General features: G+C 64.7%; 24 protein-coding genes. 7 read left to right on the plus strand and 17 right to left on the minus strand.

Going from position 1 to position 23,431, the window contains the following annotated elements; translation table 11 throughout:
* Positions 1-5: 5 nt before the first annotated feature.
* A complete protein-coding gene (locus tag J3E61_RS27615) occupies positions 6-803 on the plus strand; it encodes an SDR family NAD(P)-dependent oxidoreductase (RefSeq protein WP_210086038.1) in 798 nt (265 codons plus the stop codon).
* Positions 804-806: 3 nt separating this feature from the next.
* Here the strand turns inward: J3E61_RS27615 and J3E61_RS27620 are convergent, their stop codons facing one another.
* From J3E61_RS27620 to J3E61_RS27645, 6 genes are all read right to left on the minus strand, one after another.
* Positions 807-1,883, minus strand: coding sequence for a hypothetical protein (locus J3E61_RS27620; protein WP_210086039.1), 1,077 nt, complete (start codon positions 1,881-1,883; stop codon positions 807-809).
* An 89-nt stretch (positions 1,884-1,972) separates the two neighbouring features.
* Positions 1,973-2,908 carry an alpha/beta hydrolase gene (locus J3E61_RS27625; RefSeq protein WP_210086040.1) on the minus strand — a complete coding sequence of 312 codons (936 nt, stop codon included), beginning with the start codon at positions 2,906-2,908 and terminating at the stop codon, positions 1,973-1,975.
* The gene (locus J3E61_RS27630; protein WP_210086041.1) at positions 2,905-3,768 is read right to left on the minus strand and encodes an SDR family NAD(P)-dependent oxidoreductase; all 864 of its coding nucleotides are present in this window, start codon (positions 3,766-3,768) and stop codon (positions 2,905-2,907) included. Before J3E61_RS27630 ends, J3E61_RS27625 begins: the two co-directional genes overlap by 4 nt.
* Before the next feature lie 6 nt (positions 3,769-3,774).
* Positions 3,775-4,257: a polyketide cyclase gene (locus J3E61_RS27635; protein WP_210086042.1), complete on the minus strand. Its 483-nt coding sequence runs from the start codon at positions 4,255-4,257 to the stop codon at positions 3,775-3,777.
* Between the two features lie 48 nt (positions 4,258-4,305).
* Complete coding sequence (locus J3E61_RS27640; RefSeq protein ID WP_210086043.1) at positions 4,306-5,865, minus strand: long-chain-fatty-acid--CoA ligase; 1,560 nt, start codon at positions 5,863-5,865, stop codon at positions 4,306-4,308.
* Positions 5,866-5,876: 11 nt separating this feature from the next.
* Positions 5,877-7,034: an acyl-CoA dehydrogenase family protein gene (locus J3E61_RS27645; protein WP_210086044.1), complete on the minus strand. Its 1,158-nt coding sequence runs from the start codon at positions 7,032-7,034 to the stop codon at positions 5,877-5,879.
* 36 nt (positions 7,035-7,070) lie between these two features.
* On the opposite strand from J3E61_RS27645, the gene J3E61_RS27650 reads away from it, so the two are divergent.
* Positions 7,071-9,023 carry an NAD(P)/FAD-dependent oxidoreductase gene (locus J3E61_RS27650; protein ID WP_210086045.1) on the plus strand — a complete coding sequence of 651 codons (1,953 nt, stop codon included), beginning with the start codon at positions 7,071-7,073 and terminating at the stop codon, positions 9,021-9,023.
* Positions 9,020-9,907, plus strand: coding sequence for an SDR family NAD(P)-dependent oxidoreductase (locus tag J3E61_RS27655; protein WP_210086046.1), 888 nt, complete (start codon positions 9,020-9,022; stop codon positions 9,905-9,907). The genes J3E61_RS27650 and J3E61_RS27655 overlap by 4 nt, the downstream gene beginning before the upstream one ends.
* An 85-nt stretch (positions 9,908-9,992) precedes the next feature.
* Here J3E61_RS27655 and J3E61_RS27660 read toward each other — a convergent pair whose 3' ends face one another.
* The gene (locus tag J3E61_RS27660) at positions 9,993-10,910 is read right to left on the minus strand and encodes a hypothetical protein (protein ID WP_210086047.1); all 918 of its coding nucleotides are present in this window, start codon (positions 10,908-10,910) and stop codon (positions 9,993-9,995) included.
* A gap of 200 nt (positions 10,911-11,110) precedes the next feature.
* Here J3E61_RS27660 and J3E61_RS27665 point away from each other — a divergent pair, with 200 nt between their 5' ends.
* Positions 11,111-11,734, plus strand: a complete 624-nt coding sequence (locus J3E61_RS27665; RefSeq protein ID WP_210086720.1) for a TetR family transcriptional regulator — start codon at positions 11,111-11,113, stop codon at positions 11,732-11,734.
* A 182-nt stretch (positions 11,735-11,916) separates the two neighbouring features.
* Here J3E61_RS27665 and J3E61_RS27670 read toward each other — a convergent pair whose 3' ends face one another.
* The 8 genes from J3E61_RS27670 to J3E61_RS27705 all read right to left on the minus strand — a co-directional run bounded on the left by J3E61_RS27670 (position 11,917) and on the right by J3E61_RS27705 (position 18,725).
* Complete coding sequence (locus tag J3E61_RS27670; protein ID WP_210086048.1) at positions 11,917-12,540, minus strand: Dabb family protein; 624 nt, start codon at positions 12,538-12,540, stop codon at positions 11,917-11,919.
* Positions 12,533-12,880: a hypothetical protein gene (locus J3E61_RS27675; RefSeq protein WP_210086049.1), complete on the minus strand. Its 348-nt coding sequence runs from the start codon at positions 12,878-12,880 to the stop codon at positions 12,533-12,535. The genes J3E61_RS27670 and J3E61_RS27675 overlap by 8 nt, the downstream gene beginning before the upstream one ends.
* On the minus strand, positions 12,873-13,808 hold the full coding sequence (locus J3E61_RS27680) for an alpha/beta hydrolase (protein ID WP_210086050.1): 936 nt from the start codon (positions 13,806-13,808) through the stop codon (positions 12,873-12,875). Before J3E61_RS27680 ends, J3E61_RS27675 begins: the two co-directional genes overlap by 8 nt.
* Positions 13,805-14,644, minus strand: coding sequence for an IclR family transcriptional regulator (locus tag J3E61_RS27685; RefSeq protein ID WP_210086051.1), 840 nt, complete (start codon positions 14,642-14,644; stop codon positions 13,805-13,807). Before J3E61_RS27685 ends, J3E61_RS27680 begins: the two co-directional genes overlap by 4 nt.
* A 153-nt stretch (positions 14,645-14,797) precedes the next feature.
* Positions 14,798-16,264 carry an FAD-dependent oxidoreductase gene (locus J3E61_RS27690; RefSeq protein WP_210086052.1) on the minus strand — a complete coding sequence of 489 codons (1,467 nt, stop codon included), beginning with the start codon at positions 16,262-16,264 and terminating at the stop codon, positions 14,798-14,800.
* Positions 16,261-17,169: a biphenyl-2,3-diol 1,2-dioxygenase gene (bphC, locus tag J3E61_RS27695; RefSeq protein ID WP_210086053.1), complete on the minus strand. Its 909-nt coding sequence runs from the start codon at positions 17,167-17,169 to the stop codon at positions 16,261-16,263. Before bphC ends, J3E61_RS27690 begins: the two co-directional genes overlap by 4 nt.
* A gap of 11 nt (positions 17,170-17,180) precedes the next feature.
* Positions 17,181-18,362 carry a hydroxylase gene (locus J3E61_RS27700; RefSeq protein WP_192723355.1) on the minus strand — a complete coding sequence of 394 codons (1,182 nt, stop codon included), beginning with the start codon at positions 18,360-18,362 and terminating at the stop codon, positions 17,181-17,183.
* A gap of 93 nt (positions 18,363-18,455) precedes the next feature.
* Positions 18,456-18,725: a 2Fe-2S iron-sulfur cluster binding domain-containing protein gene (locus J3E61_RS27705; RefSeq protein ID WP_210086054.1), complete on the minus strand. Its 270-nt coding sequence runs from the start codon at positions 18,723-18,725 to the stop codon at positions 18,456-18,458.
* 128 nt (positions 18,726-18,853) lie between these two features.
* Here J3E61_RS27705 and J3E61_RS27710 point away from each other — a divergent pair, with 128 nt between their 5' ends.
* From J3E61_RS27710 to J3E61_RS27720, 3 genes are read left to right on the plus strand one after another with little or no spacing between them, the layout of a single operon-like run.
* Complete coding sequence (locus J3E61_RS27710; protein ID WP_210086055.1) at positions 18,854-20,473, plus strand: NAD(P)/FAD-dependent oxidoreductase; 1,620 nt, start codon at positions 18,854-18,856, stop codon at positions 20,471-20,473.
* On the plus strand, positions 20,473-21,276 hold the full coding sequence (locus tag J3E61_RS27715) for a mycofactocin-coupled SDR family oxidoreductase (protein WP_210086056.1): 804 nt from the start codon (positions 20,473-20,475) through the stop codon (positions 21,274-21,276). Before J3E61_RS27710 ends, J3E61_RS27715 begins: the two co-directional genes overlap by 1 nt.
* The gene (locus tag J3E61_RS27720; protein ID WP_210086057.1) at positions 21,273-22,106 is read left to right on the plus strand and encodes a mycofactocin-coupled SDR family oxidoreductase; all 834 of its coding nucleotides are present in this window, start codon (positions 21,273-21,275) and stop codon (positions 22,104-22,106) included. Before J3E61_RS27715 ends, J3E61_RS27720 begins: the two co-directional genes overlap by 4 nt.
* Before the next feature lie 5 nt (positions 22,107-22,111).
* Here J3E61_RS27720 and J3E61_RS27725 read toward each other — a convergent pair whose 3' ends face one another.
* Together J3E61_RS27725 and J3E61_RS27730 are read right to left on the minus strand one after the other, a co-directional pair.
* Positions 22,112-22,972: an alpha/beta fold hydrolase gene (locus tag J3E61_RS27725; RefSeq protein WP_210086721.1), complete on the minus strand. Its 861-nt coding sequence runs from the start codon at positions 22,970-22,972 to the stop codon at positions 22,112-22,114.
* Between the two features lie 149 nt (positions 22,973-23,121).
* Positions 23,122-23,421: a hypothetical protein gene (locus J3E61_RS27730; protein WP_192723902.1), complete on the minus strand. Its 300-nt coding sequence runs from the start codon at positions 23,419-23,421 to the stop codon at positions 23,122-23,124.
* Positions 23,422-23,431: the final 10 nt, after the last annotated feature.

Below are 23,431 nucleotides of genomic sequence, written 5' to 3' on the forward strand. Positions count from 1 at the left end.
TATTCGTGAAACGTGTTGCGGTAGTCACCGGGGCGAGTCGCGGCGCGGGACGGGGTATCGCCGCGGCGCTCGTTGCCCACGGCTGGCGGGTGTACCTGACCGGCAGGACGGTGACCGACCCGGGCGACGGCGGAATCGCGGTACAGGTCGACCACAGCGACGACGCCGCGGTAGCTACGCTGTTCGAACGGGTGGCGCACGAGTGTGACCGGCTGGATCTGTTGGTCAACAATGTCGCCGCCATCCACGATGACCTGACGAATCCAAAGCCGTTCTGGGAGAAGCCGCTCGAGCTGGCCGACGTGTTGGACGTCGGGCTGCGGTCGGCGTATGTGGCGTCCTGGCACGCCGCACCGTTGATGGTCCGGCAGGATCGCGGCCTGGTCGCGTTCACGTCGTCCCCCGGATCGGCGTGCTACATGCACGGCCCCGCCTACGGTGCGCAGAAGGCGGGGGTGGACAAGATGGCCGCCGACATGGCCGTCGACTTCCGCGAAACGGGAGTGGCGACGGTGTCGATCTGGATGGGAATTCTGCTCACCGAACGGTTCCGCAGCGCCTTCGCGGGGCACCCTGAGGCGCTCACCGAGACCGCGAAGCACGCCGAAACCCCGGAATTCACTGGGCATTTGATCAATGCGCTGTACCACGATCCAGACCTCGGCGAGTTGTCAGGACACACCGTGATCGGCGCGGAACTCGCGCAGCGCTACGGCATCACCGACGAGGACGGTCGGCGACCGCCGTCGCACCGCGACATGTTGGGTGCACCGCGCGAGCCCAGTTCGGTAGTGGTGCGTTGATGCTCAGGCCAGCTGAAACGCGCTGAGCGGAGCCTCTTGCGGGTATGCGGTGGGCCCGCCGAGGTCATAGGCGGCGTTGAGCGCGCCGATGAACTCCGCATCATGCAGCGGATCGCCGGGCATCGACAACTTGAGGCCCTTGCCGTTGAGATCCTTGACCATCGTCTCGATGGCGCGTTCGATCGTCAGGTCGTCGGTGCCGTCCATGTTCTTCTTCAGCTCGTCGAAGTCGGAGAACACCTCGGCCGACCAGTGCACAAGGAATCGCAGCTCGTCGGTGTGATGCCGCGCGATCACGTTGTCACCGTTCTTGAGCAGCCAATGGTCGCGGTCCGCTGGGTCGCCGGTGAATACCGTATCGAATGCAAGGCCTGCTGGAACCTGTTGTTCCAGTGGGCCATTGGCCTCGCCGCGATGCACCATCATCTCGTTCTGGACGACGACGCCGCGGTTGTTGATCGGAGGCAGAATGCGTTTGGGCGCCTTCAGCGGCCCGTCGGGCCAGTAGGTGAAGCCGCTGCCCTCGTCGAGCGAGAACCAGGTGATGACCTGAGCCATCTTGATCAGGTAGTCGGTGAAAAGGCCGGATTTGCCCATCACGCTGCACAACCAGGTCGGGGCGTTCTCGTGGCGCACGCCGCGGAAGCTCGGCGAGTCGAGGTGGCCGGGGTCGCGGTTCGCGCACGGACCGTTGATGTTGAACAGCATCATCTCCGGCTTGGCGTATTGCGCGCCCCAGTAGCTCTTGGCCATGTTCAGGAATGACTCGTTGTAGAACACGTCGTGGAGTTCGGGGTAGAGCACGGCGCCGTAGTTGGCCAGATACCCGCGAAACGTCGGGGTGAGAAACAGATCCAGCGACGGCTCGAACCCCTCGGGGAACATGCCGCTCATCGTGGCCATCAACTCGTCGGCCGACGCGAAGTGCTGGGCGATGATCAGCCGCCATGGGCCCTCGGCGTGAACAACATCGAGCAGTCGCTGCTTCTGGTCCTCGGTGTAGACGTTGTCGATTTCCCGAGGCGGTGAAGCCGGCCGCAGGATCTCTGAAAGCTCCGTTCGCCGCTCTTCGGTGAGCATTGCGTCTCCTCTTGGTGTGCTTGGAGTGTGGACTTGATTTTGCGGCCGTCGACGGCGCCGCAGCACGCACATGCCCGTTGATCGGGACGTTAAAAGGGCAGCGGGTGACTGAATTTCGCCCTGAGCAGCGCGCCGACCTCCGCGATGGCCAGCCTGCCCCTGGCGGTGGCATCGGAGCGCATCAGGAAGCCGTGGTACATGCCGGGGTAGCGGGTGACGGTCGTCTGTACTCGCGCATCGCGCAGGCGCATCGCGTAGCGCTCACCCCAGTCGCGAATCGGGTCGCACTCTCCGGTCACGACGATCGCGGCGGGCAACCCGGTGAGGTCGGTGGCGTACGCAGGCACCCGGTAGGCATCGTGGGGTGCGCCCGCACCGCCGTCAGCGAGGTCGTGCAGGTAGTTGATGTCGTCGAGGGAGAGCATCGGCGCTTCGGCCAGCGTCGTGACCGACGGTGCGGCCATGTCGCGGTCGAGGCCGGGGTAGAGCAACACCTGACAACAGATGCTCGGTCCGTCGTGGTCGCGCGCGGCCAATGCCACGGCGGCGGCCAGCGAGCCGCCTGCGCTGTCGCCGACTACCGCCAGCCGAGCGGCGTCGACGCCAAGGGATTCGGCGTTCGCGGCGACCCACGCGGTGGCCGAGTACGCGTCGTCGAACTGTGCCGGCGGTGGATTCTCGGGGGCCAGTCGGTAGTCGACGGCCACCACCGTGGTTCTCGACTCGGCGGCAAGCGTTCTCGCCAGCGGCTCGAACGAATGATTGGAGCCCATCACCATGCCGCCGCCGTGGAAGTAGACCAGCACCGGCCCGCCGGACTCCGTGGAGGGGCGGTGGATCCGGATGGCGATCTGGCCCGCAGGCCCTGGGATCGCACAGTCCTCGATGTGCGCCATCGCCGGCATGTTGTCGGGGTGCGGGGCTGACTCGACCGCGTCGCGCACCGCCGCCAGTCCGCGCTGGCGCATCGGTGGGATCTGACCGAAGGACGCGACGCGCGCGGCGGCGTCGGGGTCGAGTCTCATTGGTGCGCAGGGTCGAACCGGCGGTCCGTCCGCAGCACCGGTGGGCGTTGGGAGACAAGTACTTCCGCGCGTTCGGCCATCGCGGAGCCGACATAGTCGGGTTGTGTCAAGAGGTAGAACCGCCCTTCGGCGGCCTGATCGAACACCACTTCGGCCGCCGCGAGGGGGTCCATGGCATCGGTCTTGATATCGAGCATGGCCGCGCGTTGCGATTCGGCAGCGGCGACGTCACCGTCGTCGACCCCGCCTGCGGACTCGAAGATGTTGGATGCCACCGCGCCTGGCAGGACGGCCTGAACGTGGATGTGGTGATCGTGTCCGGCGTGCTGGACCTCGAGTCGTAGACATTCGGTGAGTGCGAGCACGGCGTGCTTGCTCATGATGTAGGGCGCCTGCAGTGGGACGACGGCCACGCCGCCGATCGACGACAAGTTCCACACCCACGCAGGTTCCTCCGTGGCCAGCATGCGCGGGAGAAACGCACGCACGCCGTGGAATACGCCACTGATATTGATGTCGACCAGGCGGTTCCAATTCTCGACGGGGATATCCCACAAATAGCCGAATTGTTCGACGCCGGCATTGTTGACAAACAGCCGGACGGGTCCGATATCGCGATAGGTCCGCTCCGCCAACGCATCGACCGCCTCGGGATCGCGGACATCGCACACGACGTCGACGGCGATCGCGCCCGATGCGACGAGCTCATCTCGAAGTGCCGCAACTGCTTTGGCGTCGACGTCGGCGAGAACCACCGTCATACCCAGCCGTGCGGCGTGACGGGCCAGCCCCGCCCCGATTCCCGCACCGGCACCGGTGATGACGGCCACCCCTCCGCCGAAGACGTCGCGAGCCGACATGATCGACTACGCGCCCGCGGCAGTAGCGGCGGCGTTGTACTCGGCGAACGGCACAGAATCGTCGGCGTCCAGAACGACTTTCATCGAGGTGAACACCAGGCCGTCGGCGCCGCGTCGCACCCCGACATCGACCACACCGCTGGATACCGCAAACGGCACCGCGTTGGTGACCTGGTTGACGAACAGGTAGAAGCGGACGTTGGTCACTGGACCGTCGACTCCGGTCCGGAAGACGTTCGTGGCGTGATGGCGCAGCGGATACGGGTTTTCGTTGCGGTGCTGGGTCAGCCAGGCCAGGGTCTCGGCGCCGCCGTGCAATTCAGCGGCGAGCAGATCCTCGAACGGGCATTCACCGGATTCGGAGCGGCTGAGGTACTCCATCTCGTCGCCCATACGTGCCGCGAGCTCCCCGAAGTGGCCCTGGTCGTAGTGGTACCAGAAGCCGGCGATGAACTCCTGAACTTCGGACAAGGTGATGTCGGTGCTCATGCGTGCAGTCAACCGCCGGACCGCGTCGCGCGGCAACGTTGCGACCGGTCAGTGGAACACATTCTGATCGGCGCCGAAACGGGTCCGGAGCTCGCGTTTGAGCAACTTGCCGCTCGGGTTCTTCGGCAACGCCTCGACGAAGAAGACCTGTTTGGGTGTCTTGTACCCGGCCAGGTGGCTGCGGCAATGGCTGAGCAGTTCGTCCTCCCGCAGCGTTGCGCCGTCGCGCGCGACGACCGCCGCGACCACCGCCTCGACCCACACCGGGTGCGGGACACCGAAGACCGCCACCTCCTGCACGAGCGGATGGCGGTAGAGAACCTCCTCGACCTCGCGGCTCGCCACGTTCTCGCCGCCGGTCTTGATCATGTCCTTCTTGCGGTCAACGACGTGCAGCAGACCGAACTCGTCGTAGTAGCCGAGATCTCCCGAGTGAAACCAGCCACCGCGGAACGCCTCGGCGGTGCGCGCCGGATCGTCGAGGTACCCGAGCATCAGATGCGGTCCGCGGTGGGCGATCTCACCGACAGTGCCTGCGGGGACAGGAATGTCGTTGTCGTCGAGTATCGCGGTTTGGACGTTGATTGCGGGCCGACCGGCTGCACCGGCATGATCGCGTTGATCGTCGGGTCCTAGCGCGCTGGCCAGCGGCGCCATCTCGGTCTGCCCGTAGAAATTCCACAACTGCAAATTGGGCAGCCGCTCGCGGATCTCGTGCAAGACCTCGGCCGGCATCGCGGACGCGCCGTAGTAGCCCTTGCGCAGGCTGCTCAGGTCGACCCGGTCGAACACTGGTGAGCGCAGCAGGGCGATCCAGATCGTCGGCGGGGCAAAGAAATTGGTGACCCGATGCCTCTCGATCCCACGCAGGATCACCTCCGGATCGGGCCGCGGGATGATGATGCTGGTGGCGCCAAGATAGATGTCGGTCGCAAGAAAATTGTCCAGTTGCGCGCAGTGGTACAGGGGCATCGAGTGGATTTCGACGTCGTCGGCCGACATCGATCCGGCCACGATCGTGCTGACGTAGTTCGACACCAAGCTGCGGCTCGAGTGCATCACGCCCTTCGGACGCGATTCGGTGCCGCTGGTGTACATCAGACGCAGCAACTGGTCGTCGGCGATCTCGAGGTCCGGCGCGGGGGTGGTGGGTTCGAGCCATTGCGCGAAGTCTTCCCAACCGCTCGGCACGTCCTCGGCGTCGGCTGTCAATGCGACTTTCGTCGATACCGCGCCGCCCTGGGCCATCGCCTGCTCAGCAGTGCCGATGAGGTCGTTTTCGACAATGAACCCGCTGGCTTTGCAGTGGCCGAGGATGAAGGCGATCTCCTCGGCAATGAGCATGAAGTTGATCGGAACCAGAACCACCGCGGCTCGCGCGGCGGCGAATGCCAGCACGGCATACTGCCAGCAGTTGTGCGCCAGCAGCGCGACTCGGTCTCCGGCCGCAAAACCGTTGTCCCGCAACGCTGCTGCGGCCCGGTCCACGAGTTCGTCGAACTCGGCGAACGTGAGGGTCACGTCGCCGTCGACGATTGCGACCTTGTCGGGATACCGGCGGGCGGAACGACGGGGGATATCGCCGAGAGTGTGGCTGCGCACCTGCATGTCGTTGTCCTTCACGGCTTGGGCGCGAGATCCAGGTCCCGGCCGATGATTTCCCGCATGATCTCTGACGTGCCGCCGTAGACGCGGGTCACGCGGGCGTCGACGGCCGAGCGGGCGATCGGGTACTCGCGCATGTAGCCGTAGCCGCCGAAGAGCTGCTGGCAGGCGTCGAGGCAGCGGAACTCCATTTCGGTCGCCCAGAGTTTGGCCTTGGCGGCGTCCGCCGGTGTTAGCCGCCCGGCGTTCAGTTCCATGACGCAACGGTCGACGAAGGCCTCGGTGACCGAGACCTCCGTTGCGACATCGGCCAACGCGAACCGGGTGTTCTGCAGTGCCCCAATGGGTTTGCCGAACGCGGTGCGTTCTCGCACATAGTCCACGGTCCACCGCAGTGCCGCACGTGCCCGTGCGAGGCTGCCGACCGTGATCTGCATGCGTTCCTGTGGCAGGTTTCCCATCAGATAGTCGAAGCCACGGCCGACCTCGCCGAGCACGTTGTCCTTGGGCACCTTCACATCGGTGAACACCAACTCGGAGGTGTCCTGGCAGTGCAGGCCGAGCTTGTCGAGATTGCGGCCGCGCTCGAATCCGGGCATGCCCCGTTCGAGGACCATCAGTGTCAGGCCGCGGTGGCGGTCGGGGGAGGTGCGCACGGCCGTAATGACCAGGTCGGCGTTCTGCCCGTTGGTGATGAAGGTCTTGGCGCCGTTCACGACGAAGTGATCACCGGCGTCGACGGCGCTGGTGCGGATACCGGCGACGTCTGATCCGGCGCCTGGCTCCGTCATGCCGATGGCGGCGATCAGGTCTCCACTCACGAATCCTGGCAGCCAGCGGTCTCGCTGTTCGGGAGTGGTGAGTTCGGCCAGGTACGGCAGGCAGATGTCGTTGTGGACAGCGAAGCTCAGGCCGACCGCGCCGCAGTCGGCGTCCATGAAGGCTTCGATCAGGGTCTGGTTGTAGCGGAAGTCGCGCGTCCCGACGCCGCCGAAGGCTTCGTCGGCGGCGAAGCCCAGCAGCCCAACGGCACCGGCTTTTGCGAACACCTCGCGCGGAACGATGCCGTCGTTTTCCCAGTCGGCGATGTGGGGTGCGACTTCTTTGACGGCGAAATCACCGGCCAGTTCCGCGAACGCGCGGTGGTCATCGTCGTAGTGCACCCGTTGCATGGCCGAAGAGTATGCGAGCCCGTCGCGGCTGAACGGATGCGTGTCCCGCTCAGTAGACAACACCGCTCATGGCCGGGGCGCGTGCTTCGATACTCGGTTGTTGTGACGATCGATGTCGAAATCGACCAGCTGCGGGCAAGCTTGCGTCAGGCCGACCCCGGAGTGCTGGTGGCGGTGCTGGCTCAGCTCACGGGCGATGGTTCGGTGATCGAGCGGTTCGGCCCGGCGATCTCACATGTCCCAGACCCTCCGGAGCGCGCAGGGGTCACCGACGCCGACACCGCTGAGGCGCTCGTGGCGGCGGTGGTCGAGGCACTGGATGCGCCCGTGTCTTCGGACGCCGTCGACCCGGAACTCTTCAAGCGACTGCTGCCACTGGCGCTCGGCTGCGAGGTCGACGACGAGTTCGTTCCACTGTTGCTCGAGCAGGGCGGCTTCCAACTCTCGCAGCCGGCCTTACCGCGCACGGTGCCGATGCCGGAAACCATGACAGTAGCCATCATCGGAGCCGGCCTCGCGGGCATCATCTCCGCGCTCAGCCTTGCCGATGCCGGCGTCAGATACGAGATCTTCGATCGCAACGACGAAGTCGGCGGTACGTGGCTGACCACCAAGTATCCCGGCATCGGCGTCGACACGCCCTCGGCGTACTACTCGCTCTCCCGCGAGGTGAATCCCGAGTGGTCGAGCTACTATCCGCAGGGCGCGGAATATCAGGCCTATCTGGTCTCGCTGGCCGACAAATACGGATTGCGGCAACACACTCGGTTCGGCACCGAGGTCGAAGCGCTGTGGTGGGACGAGGACCTCAAGCAGTGGCAGATCCACTCGGTTGACCGGCACGGCACTCGCAGCCTCAGCCATGCCAGCGTGGTGATCACCGCCGCGGGCTACCTCAACCGCCCCCGCTGGCCCGAGCTGCCGGGCCGAGACACATTCGCGGGCACCAGCATTCACTCAGCCCAGTGGGACCCGTCGCTGGACCTCACGGGAAAACGGGTGGCGATCATCGGCGCGGGCTGCACCGCGGTGCAGATCGTCGACGCCTGCGTGGATGCCGTGGCGCACATGACGGTGTTTCAGCGCCAACCGCATTGGGTGGCGCCCCGTCGGCGCGCCTCCGACGATGTTCCGGAATACCGAAGGCATCTCGGTCGGCGCTTGCCGTACTACGCCAAGTGGCATCGGCTGAAGTCGTTCTGGGGCACCGCGGACAACAATTACCCGGTCATCTTGCAGGACCCTGAATGGGCGAAGAGCCACCTGTCGATCTCACCTGCCAACGACGTACTGCTGCAGATGTGCCTGGACTACATCGACCGAACCTTCGGAGCGGGAACGGAACTCGCCAAGAAGGTCACCCCGGATTTCGCGCCGTACGGTAAACGGATCATCCGCGACCCCGGCGGCTATTACGCGGCCCTGACCCGTGACCACGTCGATGTGGAAGCCAGCGAACCGGCCGAAGTCAACGCCAGAGGCATCGTCACCCGCGACGGTCGGCAGATCGACCTGGACGTGATCGTCTACGCGACGGGATATCACCTGGACTTCCTGTCCACCCTCGACATTCGTGGCCGCGACGGACGCAAACTGACCGATGAGTGGGGTGACAGTCCGCGCGCCTACCGCGGTGGGACGGTGCCCGGTTTCCCGAACCTGTTCATCAACTCCGCACCGAATTACAGTCCTGGACACGGGGCCGGCGCCAACTTCTCGATGGAGGTGATGGCGCACTACATCGTCGAGTGTCTGCAATTGATGGCGCTGCGCGGCGCGAGAACGATGGAAGTGACCAGGCAGGCGTACGACGAGTACGTAGCAGGGATCGACGAGGCGATGTCGCGGACCGTGTGGTGTCACACCCCCAACGCGCACACCTATTACCGCTCCGGTTCAGGTCGCGTTGTGGTGTCCACTCCGTATCGGCTGGTCGACGTGTGGCATCAGCACCGGGCGCCGGTGGAGGAGCACTTCGACCTGGCATGACGCAAATGCTCAAGGGGAAAACGGCTTTGGTCACCGGCAGCAGTCGGGGGATCGGCCGGGCGATCGCCCAGCGACTGGCGGCCGAAGGAGCGACGGTCGCGGTGACGGCACGCGCCCATAAGCCGTCCCCGTCTGTCAGGGCCGGGTCGGCAGCGGCAATTCCGGGCACCATCGGGGAAACGATCGCACTGATCGAAGACGTCGGTGGTAGCGCCTTCGGTGTCGCCGCCGACCTCGAGGACACCGAGCAGCGAGACGGCCTCATCGACAAGGTCCTCGACCGCACAGGCCGCCTCGACATCCTCATCAACAACGCGGGATTCGCCGACTACAGCCTCGTCGAGGGTATGAGTCTGGAGACGTTCGACCGCACGGTCGAGCACTACCTGCGGACCCCATTCGTGCTGACGCGAGCAGCGGTCCCGCACATGCGCAAGCAGGGTGCTGGCTGGATCGTCAACATCGGCTCGGTGACGGGGGTAGCTCCAGTGCGGCCGTACCGGGATTACAACAAGGCCGCGGGCGACGTGGTGTATGCGTCAATGAAGGCCGCGCTGCACCGGTTCACCCAGGGCGTTGCGGCGGAGTTGGTCGACGCGAACATCGCAGTCAACTGCGTGGGTCCGTCCACCGCGATCCGGACACCTGGTGCGGCGCAGTTGATCCCGGAGGCTTTCCCGACCGAGCCTGTCGAATACTTGGCAGAGACCGTGTTGGCGATGTGCCACTTGCCGGCCGCCGAACGCACCGGGCTCGTGGCGTTCAGCCTGCACTACCCATGGTCGCAAGGACTTCGAGTGCACAGCCTGGACGGTAAGTCTGTACTGCCATCGTTGGAACCGCCGGCGACCGCCAATCCGAATATCCTGCGTGCGGGCATGTGACGCAAAAGCCGAGGGGCGCAACGGGTGTAGACCACATAGTGGTTTGTGCGGTCTACACCCGTTGCACAAGGACAAGCTCTATGACCTACTCAGAGGCAGACGGTACTGCGCCTGAAGACACCGGCATTATGGGGATCTTCTTCATTGCGCTCGCTCGGGGATCGGGTGTCGCCGCTGCAGCCGCATGATTCTCGGCACCACGGGTGTAGGTCCAGACGCAGAAGGGCTCCCCGTCAGCGAATTTGAAGTCTTTGGGGGGCAAGTTGATGTCGAGCTTGCAACCAGGGAAGAACGGCGCAGAGATCCGTTGCTCGAACGTGCAGTTCATCCAGGCCCGCGCCGGCGGATACAGACCTTCGTCGGTGTACTTTTGCAGGACTTCACAGCGGCGCATGTTGAGCACCACGTGATCTCGGTTGTGCACGATGTACTCGCCGCCGTAGCCGAGGGTGCCGTCGATACTCAGGCAAGCCAGTTTCAGGAAATCAACCACGTACACAGGTTCGATCTTCATCACCTTGGCCAGCTTGGGGTACTGGTAGTCGATGATGAGCTCGTAGAGTCCTGGGAGACCGAGCCAGACCTCCTCTTCCGGGATGATCTTCGTCCACTGGTCGATGAAGTAGTTGTGGCCCTTCAGGTATTGGTCCCAGTAGGTCTTGATCAGCCGCATAAGGGCGTCTTTTGTCAGGTCCTCGGTCTGTACATCGAATGGGATGGCCTGGTACTGGGCGTTCTTCCAGTCCCAGGCCGGAGGTGCAATGAAGCGGCCCATCGGCATCACTTGGCGCATCCCGGCCCTCGATACCTCGGCGGCAATGTCCATGGCGGCGTTGATGCCGACCTTCTCGGAATAGGTCTTTACGTGGGCGTAGGGCACGAAGTTCAGCGTGTCCTCGAACACCCGGGCCAGTCCCAGCAGGAAGTCCCGCGAGAAGTCCTCGATGTTGCCGACCTTTCCCATGAAGTCATGGGTGTAGTCGTCGTAATTGAGTTCGCTCATCGTCGTCGTCTCCGTCCTTATCGCGATGCGCTATGTCAGAACCTGTATGTCTGTCAGAATGTGACATATTGACGTTAGGATCCGGTCAGCCAGGCGGATTGGGCGCATCCCACTGTGCGGGAGTCCCGGACGACGAAGGAGCTTCAGTGAGTGCCGCGAGCAGACCGACGTTGACGGAACGGCGTGCCGCCGAGCTTCGAATGACTATCGCGCTCACCGCACGTGACATCTTCCTTGCTGATGGATCCACTTCGGCAACTGTCGAGCGGATCTGCGAAGCAGTGGGGATCGCTCCGCGCACCTTTCACCGCCACTTCCCGGTCAAGGAAGATGTGGTGATGCCGCTGTTCCGCCGGTTCGGCGGTCTCAGCGTTGAGGTGCTGGAAACCGCCCCTCGCACAAGCGACACCGTCGAGACCCTGGTGACGGCATTCTCGACAGAGGTTGCCAAGCGGGGTGCACCTGAGATCGACCGCAGGTTCATGTCGCTGATGATCACCGATCCTCAGTACCGGCTTCGTTGGCTGGATTGGGGCCAAGACTTCGCCGATCCCATATCCGAATTCCTGGCTGAGCGAGTCGATCTCGGGGCTGACCCGTTCGTCCGCACCCTGCCCGCACAACTGGTGATCCAAATCTGTCGCCAGGCCTACGTGCACTGGGTGGATCACGGCAACGTCGACAGATTGGAATCATCGCTGCGGGCAGGTATGCGGATGGTCGTCAACGCATTGCCGCCCCTGCCATCGAAGCGCGTTCCTGCAGTCGAGTCGGAACCGAATCGGGCAGCACGCAGAAGCCGTGGCACGCGTGGTCGCGAATGAGGACGCCGGCACACTCGGGGTCGACCCAGCGTAATGCTCGCCGGAATCGAATCATCTCCCGGGCTGCAGTACCGAGATGTCGCGGATGGAAATGTGAAGATCGAACGTACGGTGGGTGATTCGCCAGCCCTGAGGTTTGCGCACCAGTCGGTCGCGATACACACCTATCGCCTCAAACGGCGTCAGGACACCGCGCCACCAATACGGCAGAAGCTGTGGCACACGCGATCGCGGACGATGACCTCGGGACATTCCGGGTCGAACCACCGGTCGACGACCGCCCAGTGGATCGGATGCATCAGGTAGGGGCCCATCAGCCCATCGACATCGGTGAATTCCTGCTCGAAGACGTGAGTCCATGCCGACGTTCCAAGCGGTTCGTCGACGCGGCTCAGCTGCCACGCGATGATTGTGTTGACGTAGCGCGGCAGTAGTCGTAAGTCGTCTTCGAATTGGGCGATTATGGTCTCATCAGCGTCCGGCGCCACGCGCAACAACAGTGTGCGGTACACGGACCCCCGCGCGGGTCGTTCGGCCGACTGCGGAATGCCCCGATACTCGGCGCCATCGATGTGCATGACCAGCGGTTTCGACAGAATCTCTTCGAGATCGCTTGCGACAGAGGTCCACTGGTCGTCATTTGCGAAGCGGAGGTGCATCAGAATATTGCCGCCATTGCGGGATCCCGGCAGGCTGGGCGCGACGATAGCGTGGTCGGCAACGGAGGCGAAGGTGCGTAGCGGTGTCAGCAACTGATCTCGCGAGGCGTCCGAAGATGTGTGAATCAGCCGCGTGACGTTATACATTGCACAGCCCATCGACATCGGAGGCGGCAGCGGCGACACTGCGGGATCGCTCGGCGATGAGCTCGTCGATGTCGGCCCACCATTGGCCGACGCTGGGGTCGGGTCTGCCCTTCCACGTCATCTCCCACCACGCCTGGGCACTCGGCAGTTGCCAGGTGATGGTGACGGTGTTCGCTTGGTCGGTGAACCACACCGGTGGGCTGACGAGGATGTCTCGCAACGTCATTCCGCGCTCGCGGGCCCCGGGCGCATACTCGGCGAGGTAGCGGTCGACGAACTCCCTACATCGCCCGGGTTGAGTCACGACCCGGTCGATGACAAATACCTGACCTTCAGACATGAGTGGGTGCGAGAAGCGCAGACAACTCGCCGCACACCTCGATGCGGGCGCGGTGTGCCAGAGAGAGTGCCGCCATTGTCATGAACCCATGGATGCCGCCGTCGTATATGAGTCGTGTCACGGCGACGTCTGCATCCTCCAACGCCTTGCTGAATGCAATCCCTTCGTCCCGCAATGGGTCATGGCCCGCGATGATGACGATGGCCGGCGGCAATCCGTGGAGATCAGCATTCATCGGCGCGGCGTAGGGGTGTCGGCGGTCGGCGGGGGAGGGCACGTACTGATCCCAGTACCACTGCAAAGCGGGACGGGGGTTGTAGAACCCATTGCCGAATTCGAGGTAGGAGGCTGTGGCGAAGTTCGGAGCGATCATCGGATACACAAGCAGCTGCCCGCCGAGGGACGGTGCGCCGTGGTCGCGGGCCATCAATGCGGTGGTGGCTGCCAGGTTGCCGCCCGCGCTGTCACCGCCGACGACAATGCGCTTCGGGTCACCACCGAGCGCGTCCACGTTGCGGGCGGCCCATTGGGTTACCGCAAAGGCATCCTCAGCTGCGGCGGGCCACTGGTGCTCGGGCGCTAGCCGGTATGCGACTGAAACCACAACGGCGGGAATCAAATTCGCGAAGCTGCGACATAGCCCATCATGGCTGTCGAGGTCGCAGAACACAAACCCGCCACCGTGGGCGTACACCAGTGTCGGCACAGGGCCCGACATCGACGCCGGGCGGTAGATGCGCACCGCGATGTCGCCGGCAGGACCGTGCACGTTCGCATCACGGACTTCGCCGACTTCTTCCGGAGCTGCGGGAGCAACGAAGCGCGACCGAATCGCGGCCCGCGCCTGCGCGCCGGTCATCGTGTGCACCGGCGGAAATCCTGCATCGAGCGCCTCGATTATTTCGGCGATCTGCGGATCCAGGCTCATGCGTACTGCAGCGCAGCCGATTCACGGACCGGGCGCAGTGCGGGTCCGCCACGCAGCGGTCGTACCTGTTGCAGTGTCGGTGCCACGCGTTGCGGCCCGTCTTCAACGTTGCGCCAGATCCCCATCGCGGTCATCCGCACTGGTGCGGCCAGGCGCTGATCGAACGTCATGCGGTTCATCGGTCCGCAGACCGACACCGCCGCGACGGCTTCTCCCGGTCCACCGATTGGCGCTGCGACACAACCGAATCCGGGCAACGACTCTTCGCGGTCGAACGCCACGCCGTGTGCGCGAACCTTCGCCAGCTCAGCGCTCAATTGTGCGGCGGTGCCGATCGAGTACTTGGTCTTGCGGGTCGCCAAATCGACGACGTCGGCGTCCCCGGTGTAGGCGAGCATCGCCTTGCCAACGGCCGTGCAGTGCGCAGGCTGGCGTCCTCCGACGCGAGTGGGGATCGCAGCCGTCATCCGGTCGCCGATCTTCTCGAGATACACGACGTCGGAGCCATCCAATACCGCAAGGTGCACGACGAGCCCAGTGGCGCGGTGGAGGTCGTGCAGTAGCGGGATTGCTGCGCGGTGCAGTCGGTCCTGGTGCACTGCCAACGATCCCAACTCAACCAGTCGCATGCCGAGTTCGTAGTCGCGCCCACTTCGGCGCAGCCAGCGCAGGTGCACCAATCGCTCGAGCATGCGATGCGCAGAGGAGCGTGGCAGGCCGGTCCTTCGCACGATCTGGGCCAGAGTCAGCCGGCCGGGGCCGTCGAAGGCATCGAGCACCAGCGACACCCGGTCGATGACGGCACTCGGGGTTGGGGAATCGACGGTCACAGTCATGACGCCTCCTCGGCTATATGCCTAATAGTAATATGACTGTTTGTAGCACACGGATGTGGTCCGTGTCACGCACTTGCAGCCATCGAGATCGACAAAATGGCGAGATTTACTCGCACTTATCCGCCCACACATGAGTTTGGGCGAGAAGGAGGGTCAGGCTTTGGCGGCGCTGCGACCGGCGCGGCGACCGTAGAAGCTGCCATCGCCCAGGGAGATACCGCTCGCATAGCCCCATGCCGCCAGGCCCGCGGTGGTGCGGCCCGCAGCGTAGAGGCCGGGGATCGGCGCGCCGCTGACGTGCAGCACCTCGGCGTCGAGCGAGGTCTGCAGGCCGCCGAGCGTGAAGCCGCCGCAGCTGGCCCGCATGTCGATGGCTCCTACTGGAGAACCGATGGGGCGCAACCACTCTGGCTTCTTGTGCAACAGCGGATCCTCGCCGCGCGCGGCGGCGTCGTTGTATGCGCTGACCGTGGCTTGTAGCGATCCGGCGGGCAGCCCGATTTCGCCTTCGAGTTCGGCGACGGTTTCACATACCCACGTCGCAGGCCGTTTGAGGAACGGGGTGGCGGAGATGGCGGCGTTCGCCTCCTCCTGGGCATCGCCGTCGAGGATCAGAAACGCCGTGTCGTCCTGGTGGTAGAGCGTGAGCTGGCCGATGCGCCCGGAGTACATGTCCTCGGGGACATAGCGCTGCCCGCGGCCGTTGACCAGGATGCCGCGCACCGTCTGCTGCGGGTCGATCAGAAACGCGACCTCGGTGGCCTCCATGTGCGCGAGGTCCGCGCCGAGCGCCTGAGCCATCCGGATCGCGTGTCCATCGTGCTGTTCGATCGATGCGGCCGGGCGGCCTGCGATTCGCGGCGCGTACTGCGCGACCATCGCGTCGTTGTAGGCGAAGCTGCCCGCCGCCAGGACGACACCCCGCCGAGCGCGAACCGCGAAGGACTTGCCGTACTGACGGGCGGTCAACCCGGCCACGCGGCCGTCCGACTCGACAACAAGCGAAGCCACTCGGGTGTCGTAGAGCGACCGCACGCCGGCGGCGGTCCCAGTCTCTACAAGTGGCTTCATCAGCATGTAGCCGCCGCTCTTCTCGCCGGCGCGCTTATCGGACATCTGCGGGATGTGGCCGCGCGGAGCGGGTTCGGCGATTGTGTTGAACGGGAATGCGTTCTCCCCGCCGGTGAACATCAGCCCCTGATCGGCCGGCGGCTCCCAGCCCGGCTCGCCCCAGAACTCCGGTTTGAAGGGCACACCACAGTCGACCAGCCAGTCGAAATGCGCGACGCTGCCTTCGCAATAGTCTGCGATGCGTTTCTCATCGGCCCCGGGACCCATCGCAACATTGAGGAAGGCGGCCATGTTGTCGACGGAATCGTCGAAGCCGCAAGCCTTTTGGATCGATGTGCCGCCGCCGAGGTAGATGAACCCACCGGCCATCGCCGCAGCGCCGCCCCACGAGCCGGTGCGTTCGACCACCAGGACATCGGCGCCGGTACGGGCGGCCTCCACCGCGGCCGCGGCGCCGGCGATGCCGTAGCCGACGATCACGACATCGGCTTCGTGGTCCCAGTCGCTGATCGACGATGCGGGGACTGGGATGACGTCGTTGTCGGTCATGGCCGCATCGCCGCAGGCAGGTCGCCCACCCACTGGTGGCCCCAGTAGCTGTCGGCGGTGATTTCCTCTGCGGTGTAATACGTTTCGTCGACGCGCATGCCGTCGGTGCCGAATTCGATGTCCCAGTCGCCAGGTGCGCGCACGTAGAACGACACCATCTTGTCGTTGGTGTGCCTGCCCAGCGTCGAGGACAACTGGAAGCCGTCCTTATTGACTCGGTCCAGCGCCTGTCCGACCGCGTCCAGGCTGTCGACCTCGACCATCAAGTGAATGAGGCCGGGATCGCGCAGAGTCATCGCCGGGCAGATCGCGAGGCTGTGATGGCGTTGGTTGAGGCCGAGGAAACGGACGCGTAAGGGGCCGAACTCCGGCGGAGTCGGGACCCGGAATGCGCCGCGAGACACGAAACCCAGTACCTCTGTGTAGAACTGAAACAGCCCCGGCACGTCGAGGGCGGGCAACACGACGTGGCCCAGGCCCTGCTCGCCGGTGACGAACTTGGCGCCGAACGGAGTTACCACCGGACTGTGGTCGAGGACAGCGCCGTGGAAGACCTCCGTAGAGGTGCCCGCTGGATCGTCGAACGCGATGACCTCCTCGACGCGACGGGCGTCGGCCTCCGCCTGCGAAAGTTCCTTGACCGGCACTCCCGCTGCGTCCAGTGCGGCCTTCACGCGTTCCAGCGCGGCGTGATCGCGAACCTCCCACCCGACGGTGACGATCTTGTCGGTGTCGCCGGGCACCACGATGATTCGTGCAGCGCGTTCGTCCATGCGCAGGTACAGCGCATCCTCGTCGGGTCCCGAGCCCTTGGCGAAGCCGAGCACGTCGAATGCGAACTGCCGCCACCGAGGCATGTCGCTCGCCTGAACCTTGACGTACCCAAGGCTTTTCAGATCACTCATCGACAAACCTCTCAGATCATCGCCCGCAGGGGACCCTGCGGGTCGATGCCCAGCGAGCTGAGCGCCGAGGCGTGGTACACGGTGCCCGGCACGTGGATGGCGTGGGCCATGCCGGCGTGCGCATCGCGCCAATACCGTTGCAGTGGTTTGTCCATCCGCAGGGCGTTGCCGCCTGAACGGGCGAAGATCTCATCGACGGCGGAGACTGCGCGCCACACGGCGCGCACCTGCGTACGCCGGCCCGCGGCACGGTCGGCGAAGGACACCTCGGCGCCTGAGTCGACGATGTCGTAGATGCGGTCGACGTTGGCGAGGATCTCTTGGCGGGCGGCGTTGATGTCGGCCGCCGCCTCGCCGACGCCGTACATGACGTACGGATCGTCTTTGATGGCAGTGCCATTGGCGCCGACGCGTTCGCGCTGATAGTCCAGGTGCGCGGCCAGAGCGCCTTCACAGATGCCGATGGTGGCCGAGCTGATGCCCAAGGGGAACATCGTCGACCACGGCATCTTGTAGAGCGTCTTGGTCATGCCGGCCTCGATCTGGGCGGTGCCATCCATGACCTTCATGGCGTCCATGGTTCGGTATGACGGAACGAACGCGTCTTTGACGATGACGTCCTTCGACCCGGTGCCCCGCAACCCCACCACGTTCCACGAGTCCGGCACGATCTCGTAGTCCTTGCGCGGCAAGATCATGTGCAGCATCTGCGGCGGCATCAACGGCTTGCCGTCGTCATCGCCGAGCATGGCGCCCAAGAAAATCCAGTCGCATGCGTCGGTGCCGGAGCTGAACTGCCAGCGTCCGTTGAAGATATAGCCGCCGTCGACCGGCCGGGCCACGCCCTGTGGGGCGTAGGGCGAGGCGACCCACGTGTCGATGTCGTCAGCCCATATCTCCTCGGCGACCCGTGGGTCGGCGTAGGCCAGCTGATAAGGATGCACTCCGACCACGCCGTTGATCCAGCCGGCCGCGGGGTCCAGCGCGGCGGTGGCCATCACCGTCTCCGCGAACTCGCGGGGATGGACCTCGAGCCCGCCGTGCTTCTCGGGCTGCAGCAGGCGGATTGAGCCGATCGACTTCATGCTCTTGACGGTGGCCTCGGGCAGCTGACCGATCTTCTCGGCCTCGACAGCCATTTCCTTGAACTGGTCCGCCAGGCCCATCACCCGGTCGAGTACGCGCTCGCTCATTCGCTGTGTCCTAACTGTCTGGGCGTGATTAATGGTCTACCGCAGGTGATGGCCGGACCGGGGCCAATCCCGGTCAGTGGACCCAATCCAGGGCTAATACTCGATGTGGACATCGTCGCTCACCGGACGGGCCTGGCATCCGAGAATGAGCCCATCGGCGAGGTCCGCAGGCTCGAGGATGTCGCAGCTGTCCATGTCGACCTCGCCGGAGACCACCGTGGCCACGCACGAACCGCAGTGCCCTTCCCGGCAGGAGTGCGGGACGTCGATACCCGCCTCGAGCATGGTGTCGACGAGGCTCTTGTCCCGCGGCCATCGAAGGCGGTGACGCGTTCCATCCAGATCGACTTGGACATTGGTCATGGGGTGAGTGTCTTCGGCAGATCCGCTGATGCCGACAGGCACGACCGATGTCTGGGAGAACGCCGTCATGGCGTCCGGTCACCGGGAAACAGACGGGCGACGGGGTCATTGCGACCTAGCGTGGTGTCGTGACCGTCTCGGCAGACCAGCAGCCAGTTATCGACGCCGTCGTGGTTGGCGCGGGATTCGCAGGCCTGTATGCGTTGCACAAACTCCGGTCGCAAGGGCTGTCGGTCCGGGTGTTCGAGGCGGCACCTGAGGTCGGCGGCACCTGGTACTACAACCGCTATCCCGGCGCGCGGTGCGATGTCGAGAGTGTCGACTACTGCTACTCGTTCTCCGATGAGCTGCAGCAGGAGTGGACGTGGACGGAGAAGTACGCCACCCAGGGCGAGATTCTGCGGTACATGAAGTGGGTAGCGGACAAACTCGACCTTCGCTCCGGGATCACGTTCAACACCAGGGTCGCCTCGGCGGTACTCGACGAAGACACGCTGCGCTGGACGGTGACCACCGACGGGGGAGAGGTCATCTCCGCCAGGTTCTGCATCATGGCGACCGGTCCGCTGTCGGCAGCGTTGACACCGGACTTCCCCGGTTTGAGCACCTTCGCCGGGGAGGTGTACCACACAGCTCACTGGCCCCACGATCCCGTCGACTTCACCGGTAAGCGGGTAGCCGTCATCGGGACCGGATCGTCGGGCATCCAGTCGGTGCCGGTCATCGCCCAGCAGGCCGAGCAGCTCTACGTCTTTCAGCGCACGCCGAACTACAGTGTGCCGGCGGGCAATCGGGCACTGACCGCCGATGACGTCGCTGAGTACAAAGCGAACTATGCCGAGCGGCGGCGGCTGTCCTGGCGCAGCGGCGGTGGATCTCCGCACACGCCTCATCCGAAACTGACCATGCAGGCGACGGCCCGAGAGCGCCGTGAAGCGTTCGAAAAGCGTTGGGAGTTGGGCGGTGTGCTCTTCTCCAAGACCTTCACTGACCAGATGACCGACATGGCGGCCAACGAGGAGGCGCGGAAGTTCTATGAGGAGAAGGTGCGCGCCGTCATCGACGATCCCGAAGTTGCCGATCTGCTGATACCGACCGATCACCCCATCGGTACCAAGCGGATCTGCACCGACACCAACTACTTTCAAACCTTCAACCGGCCCAATGTGAACCTCGTGAGCGTGCGCGCGACCCCGATCGAGTCGATCGACACCACCGGCATCAACACCACCGACGCCCACTACGACCTCGACGTCATTGTGTTCGCAACAGGTTTCGACGCCATGACCGGAGCCCTCGGCAAGATCGACATCCTCGGCCGCGGCGGCGCACAGCTGCGCGAGCACTGGAAGGACGGTCCCCGCACCTACCTCGGACTCGGCGTCGACGGGTATCCCAACCTGTTCATCGTGTCCGGTCCCGGTGCGCCCGCGGTGCTCGCCAACATGGTGCTGCACGCTGAAGCACACGTGAACTGGATCGCTGACTGCATCGCCCACCTCGATCAACACGGGCATGCAGGCATCGAGGCCACCCCCGACGCGGTGGACAACTGGCTCGCCGAATGCGCGCAGCGCGCAGAGGCCACCCTGTTCACCAAGGCGAATTCCTGGTACCTGGGCGCGAACGTTCCCGGCAAGCCCCGCGTGTTCATGTTGTTTCTCGGTGGGTTCGCGGTTTACAACGGTATTTGCTCCGAGGTCGCCAATGCCGGCTACAAAGGATTTCACCTCATCAAGGCGTCGTGATGTCGGGCTTGCTCGACAAGGTGGTGGTCGTGACCGGTGCCGGGCGCGGGACTGGCCGCAGCCATTGCGAGCGGTTCGCCGACGAGGGCGCCGATGTCATCGCGATCGATATTGCCTCCGCGGCAACCGATCTGGGAGTCACCGCCGCTGAAGTCGAGAAACGCGGCCGTCGTTGTGTGACGGGCTTGGCCGACGTCTGCGACTTCGACGCGCTGACTGCGGCGATCGGCGCCGGGGTTGGCGACCTGAACCGGCTTGACGTCGTCGTCGCGAACGCCGGCATCCATACTGCGGGTGCGCCGACGTGGGAGCTGACCGAGGACGCGTGGCGCCGTACGCTCGACGTCAACCTGACCGGGGTGTGGCATACGGTGAAGGCAGCTGTGCCGCACATCGGTGAGGATGGCGGTTCAGTGGTGATCATCAGCTCCACCAACGGTTTACGCGGGACCGCCAACACGGCGCATTACACCGCCAGCAAGCATGCGGTCGTCGGGCTGGCACGCACCCTTGCCAATGAACTCGGGCCGCGCAGGATCCGGGTGAACACCGTTCACCCCGGGGCCGTGGGCACGGCGATGGTGCTCAACGAGGCGACGTACAAACGGCTGCGGCCGGACTTGCCGAATCCGACCGCCGACGATGCCGCCGAGATTCTCAAGGCGCGCAACCTTCTTCCCGTGCCTTGGGTGGACCCCGAAGACATCGCTAATGCGGTGGTGTTCTTGGCGTCTGACGAAGCCCGCTACATCACGGCGACGCAGCTCGTCGTCGACGCGGGCCTGACGCAGAAGACGACGTGACCGGCCGGCTAGCGGGAAAGGTCGCGTTGATCACCGGGGCGGCCCGGGGGATCGGCCGGTCTCAGGCACTGCGGTTCGCCGAGGAGGGGGCCGACGTGATCGCGCTGGACCTCTGCGGACCGGTCGAGACCGTGTCGGTGCCGGCATCCACTCCCGAGGATCTGGACGAGACCGCGCGACTCGTTCGCGCCGCCGGTGGCCGGATCTTCACAAGCATCGTCGACGTCCGAGATGAGGACCAGTTGCGGTCGGCCACCGACGATGGGGTGGCGAGCTTCGGCGGGCTCGACATCGTCTGTGCGACAGCGGGAATCACGTCTCGAGGATTGGCGACGGAGCTGTCGGAGGCGGCATGGCAGACGATGCTCGACGTCAATCTCACCGCGGTGTGGCGCACCTGCAAGGTCACCGTTCCGCACCTCATCGCCCGCGGATCGGGATCGGTGATCCTGGTGAGTTCCATCGCGGGGTTGCGTGGCCTGCTCGGCGTGGCGCACTACACCGCGGCCAAGCACGGGGTTGTCGGCCTGATGCGCAGTCTCGCCAATGAGCTTGCCCCGCACGGCATTCGGGTCAACTCGGTGCATCCGACGAATGTCGACACACCGATGATCCAGAATGCGGCGGTGGCCAGTGCGTTTCGGCCCGACCTGGACCGCGAACCCACCCGCGAGGAGTTCGCGGAGGCGGCCAGAACCATGAACATGCTCGACATTCCCTGGGTGGAACCGGTCGATGTCGCCAATGCGTGCTTGTTCCTTGCCTCCGACGAGGCGCGGTACATCACTGCGGCCACTTTGCCCGTGGACGCGGGTGCCACGCAGCGGTAAACGCTTCAGGAAGCAGGTCGGGTCAGGAACGCCATCACAGCGCTTTCGAATGCTTCCTTCGCCTCGATCATCGCCCAGTGACCGCAGTTCGGGAACACGTGTAGCTCAGCGTTGGGGATGGTCCGCATCGGGATCAGCGCCATGTCCAAGGGGCTCACCCGGTCGTCACGGCCCCAGGTGAGCAAGGTCGGCGCGGCCACCTTGTGCATCTGCGCCCATGGCATCGGAACGTCAGCCGCCTTCATCATCGCCATCATCTGTGCGAACGCGGCCTTGCCATACATACGCCGCGCGGACGCCAAGGTCTCTGCATCGGTGGCGAGCTTCCAGCGCTCTTCGATCAGCTGCTCTGTGACCAGACCCTGGTCGTACACCATAGAATTCAGCCAATCGACGAGGCGCTGGCGGGTCGGTTCCTCCGTGAATTCCTGAAGCAGCCGAATGCCCTCACTGGGACCGGGGCTGAAGATGTTGGTGCCGATGCCGCCGATCGTCACCAGCCTGCCGATGCGGTCGGGGTGGTGGATGGCGAAGTTGATGCCGACCCCGCCGCCCATCGAATTTCCGACGATGTCGACGCGGTCGACGCCGAGAGCATCGAGGAACGGGGCGACCGCCCCCTGAGCCGTGACCATCGGATGCCCGCCGAAGTCATCGCTGACGCCGAAGCCGGGAAACTCGAGAATCAAGCAGCGGAACCGTTCGGCGAACGTGGGCAGCACTCCTCGAAAGTTGCGCCAGCCCGTCACACCGGGTCCCGAGCCGTGCAGGAACAAGAGGGTCGGGCCTTCGCCGGCGTCGTAGTAGCGCAGGACGCCTGCTGAAACGGCGATTTCACGAAGGTCCTGCTCGACGGCAGCGGCCAGTTCAGATGAGCGCGTCACCCCGCCAGCCTGCCACGCCCGCACCGAACCTCGCTGCGGTGTTCCGCTGACTGGACCTCCTACCGTCAACGGGCGCCTACAAATAACGAAGGGGCACCCCTTGTGGGGGTGCCCCTTGCGTTTTCGGCGATCTACTTCACGTCGACGTAGACCGTCTTGTCGGTGACGGTGGTTTGCAAGCTGTCACCGGGGTTTCCGGAATCAGTCCTGCTGTAGGTCTGGCCGGGCCGCACCGCGACCACGGTCGCCTGGTCCAACGGGGTCGTTCCGACGCGGTTGACGACCACGTTGTAGCCGTCGGCCTGCAGCTGGTTGATGGTGTCCTGGGCGTTGCCCGGACCCGTCGGAGCGGCGTCCGCCGGTGCGGCCAGGCCAAGGAACGCGGCGGCCAATCCGCCGGTAAGTACAGTTGCGAATCCGAACTTCTTCATTCTGGGTGCC

Origin of the sequence: Mycobacterium sp. OAE908 (genome assembly GCF_017872775.1) — a bacterium.
Taxonomy (GTDB): Bacteria; Actinomycetota; Actinomycetes; order Mycobacteriales; family Mycobacteriaceae; genus Mycobacterium.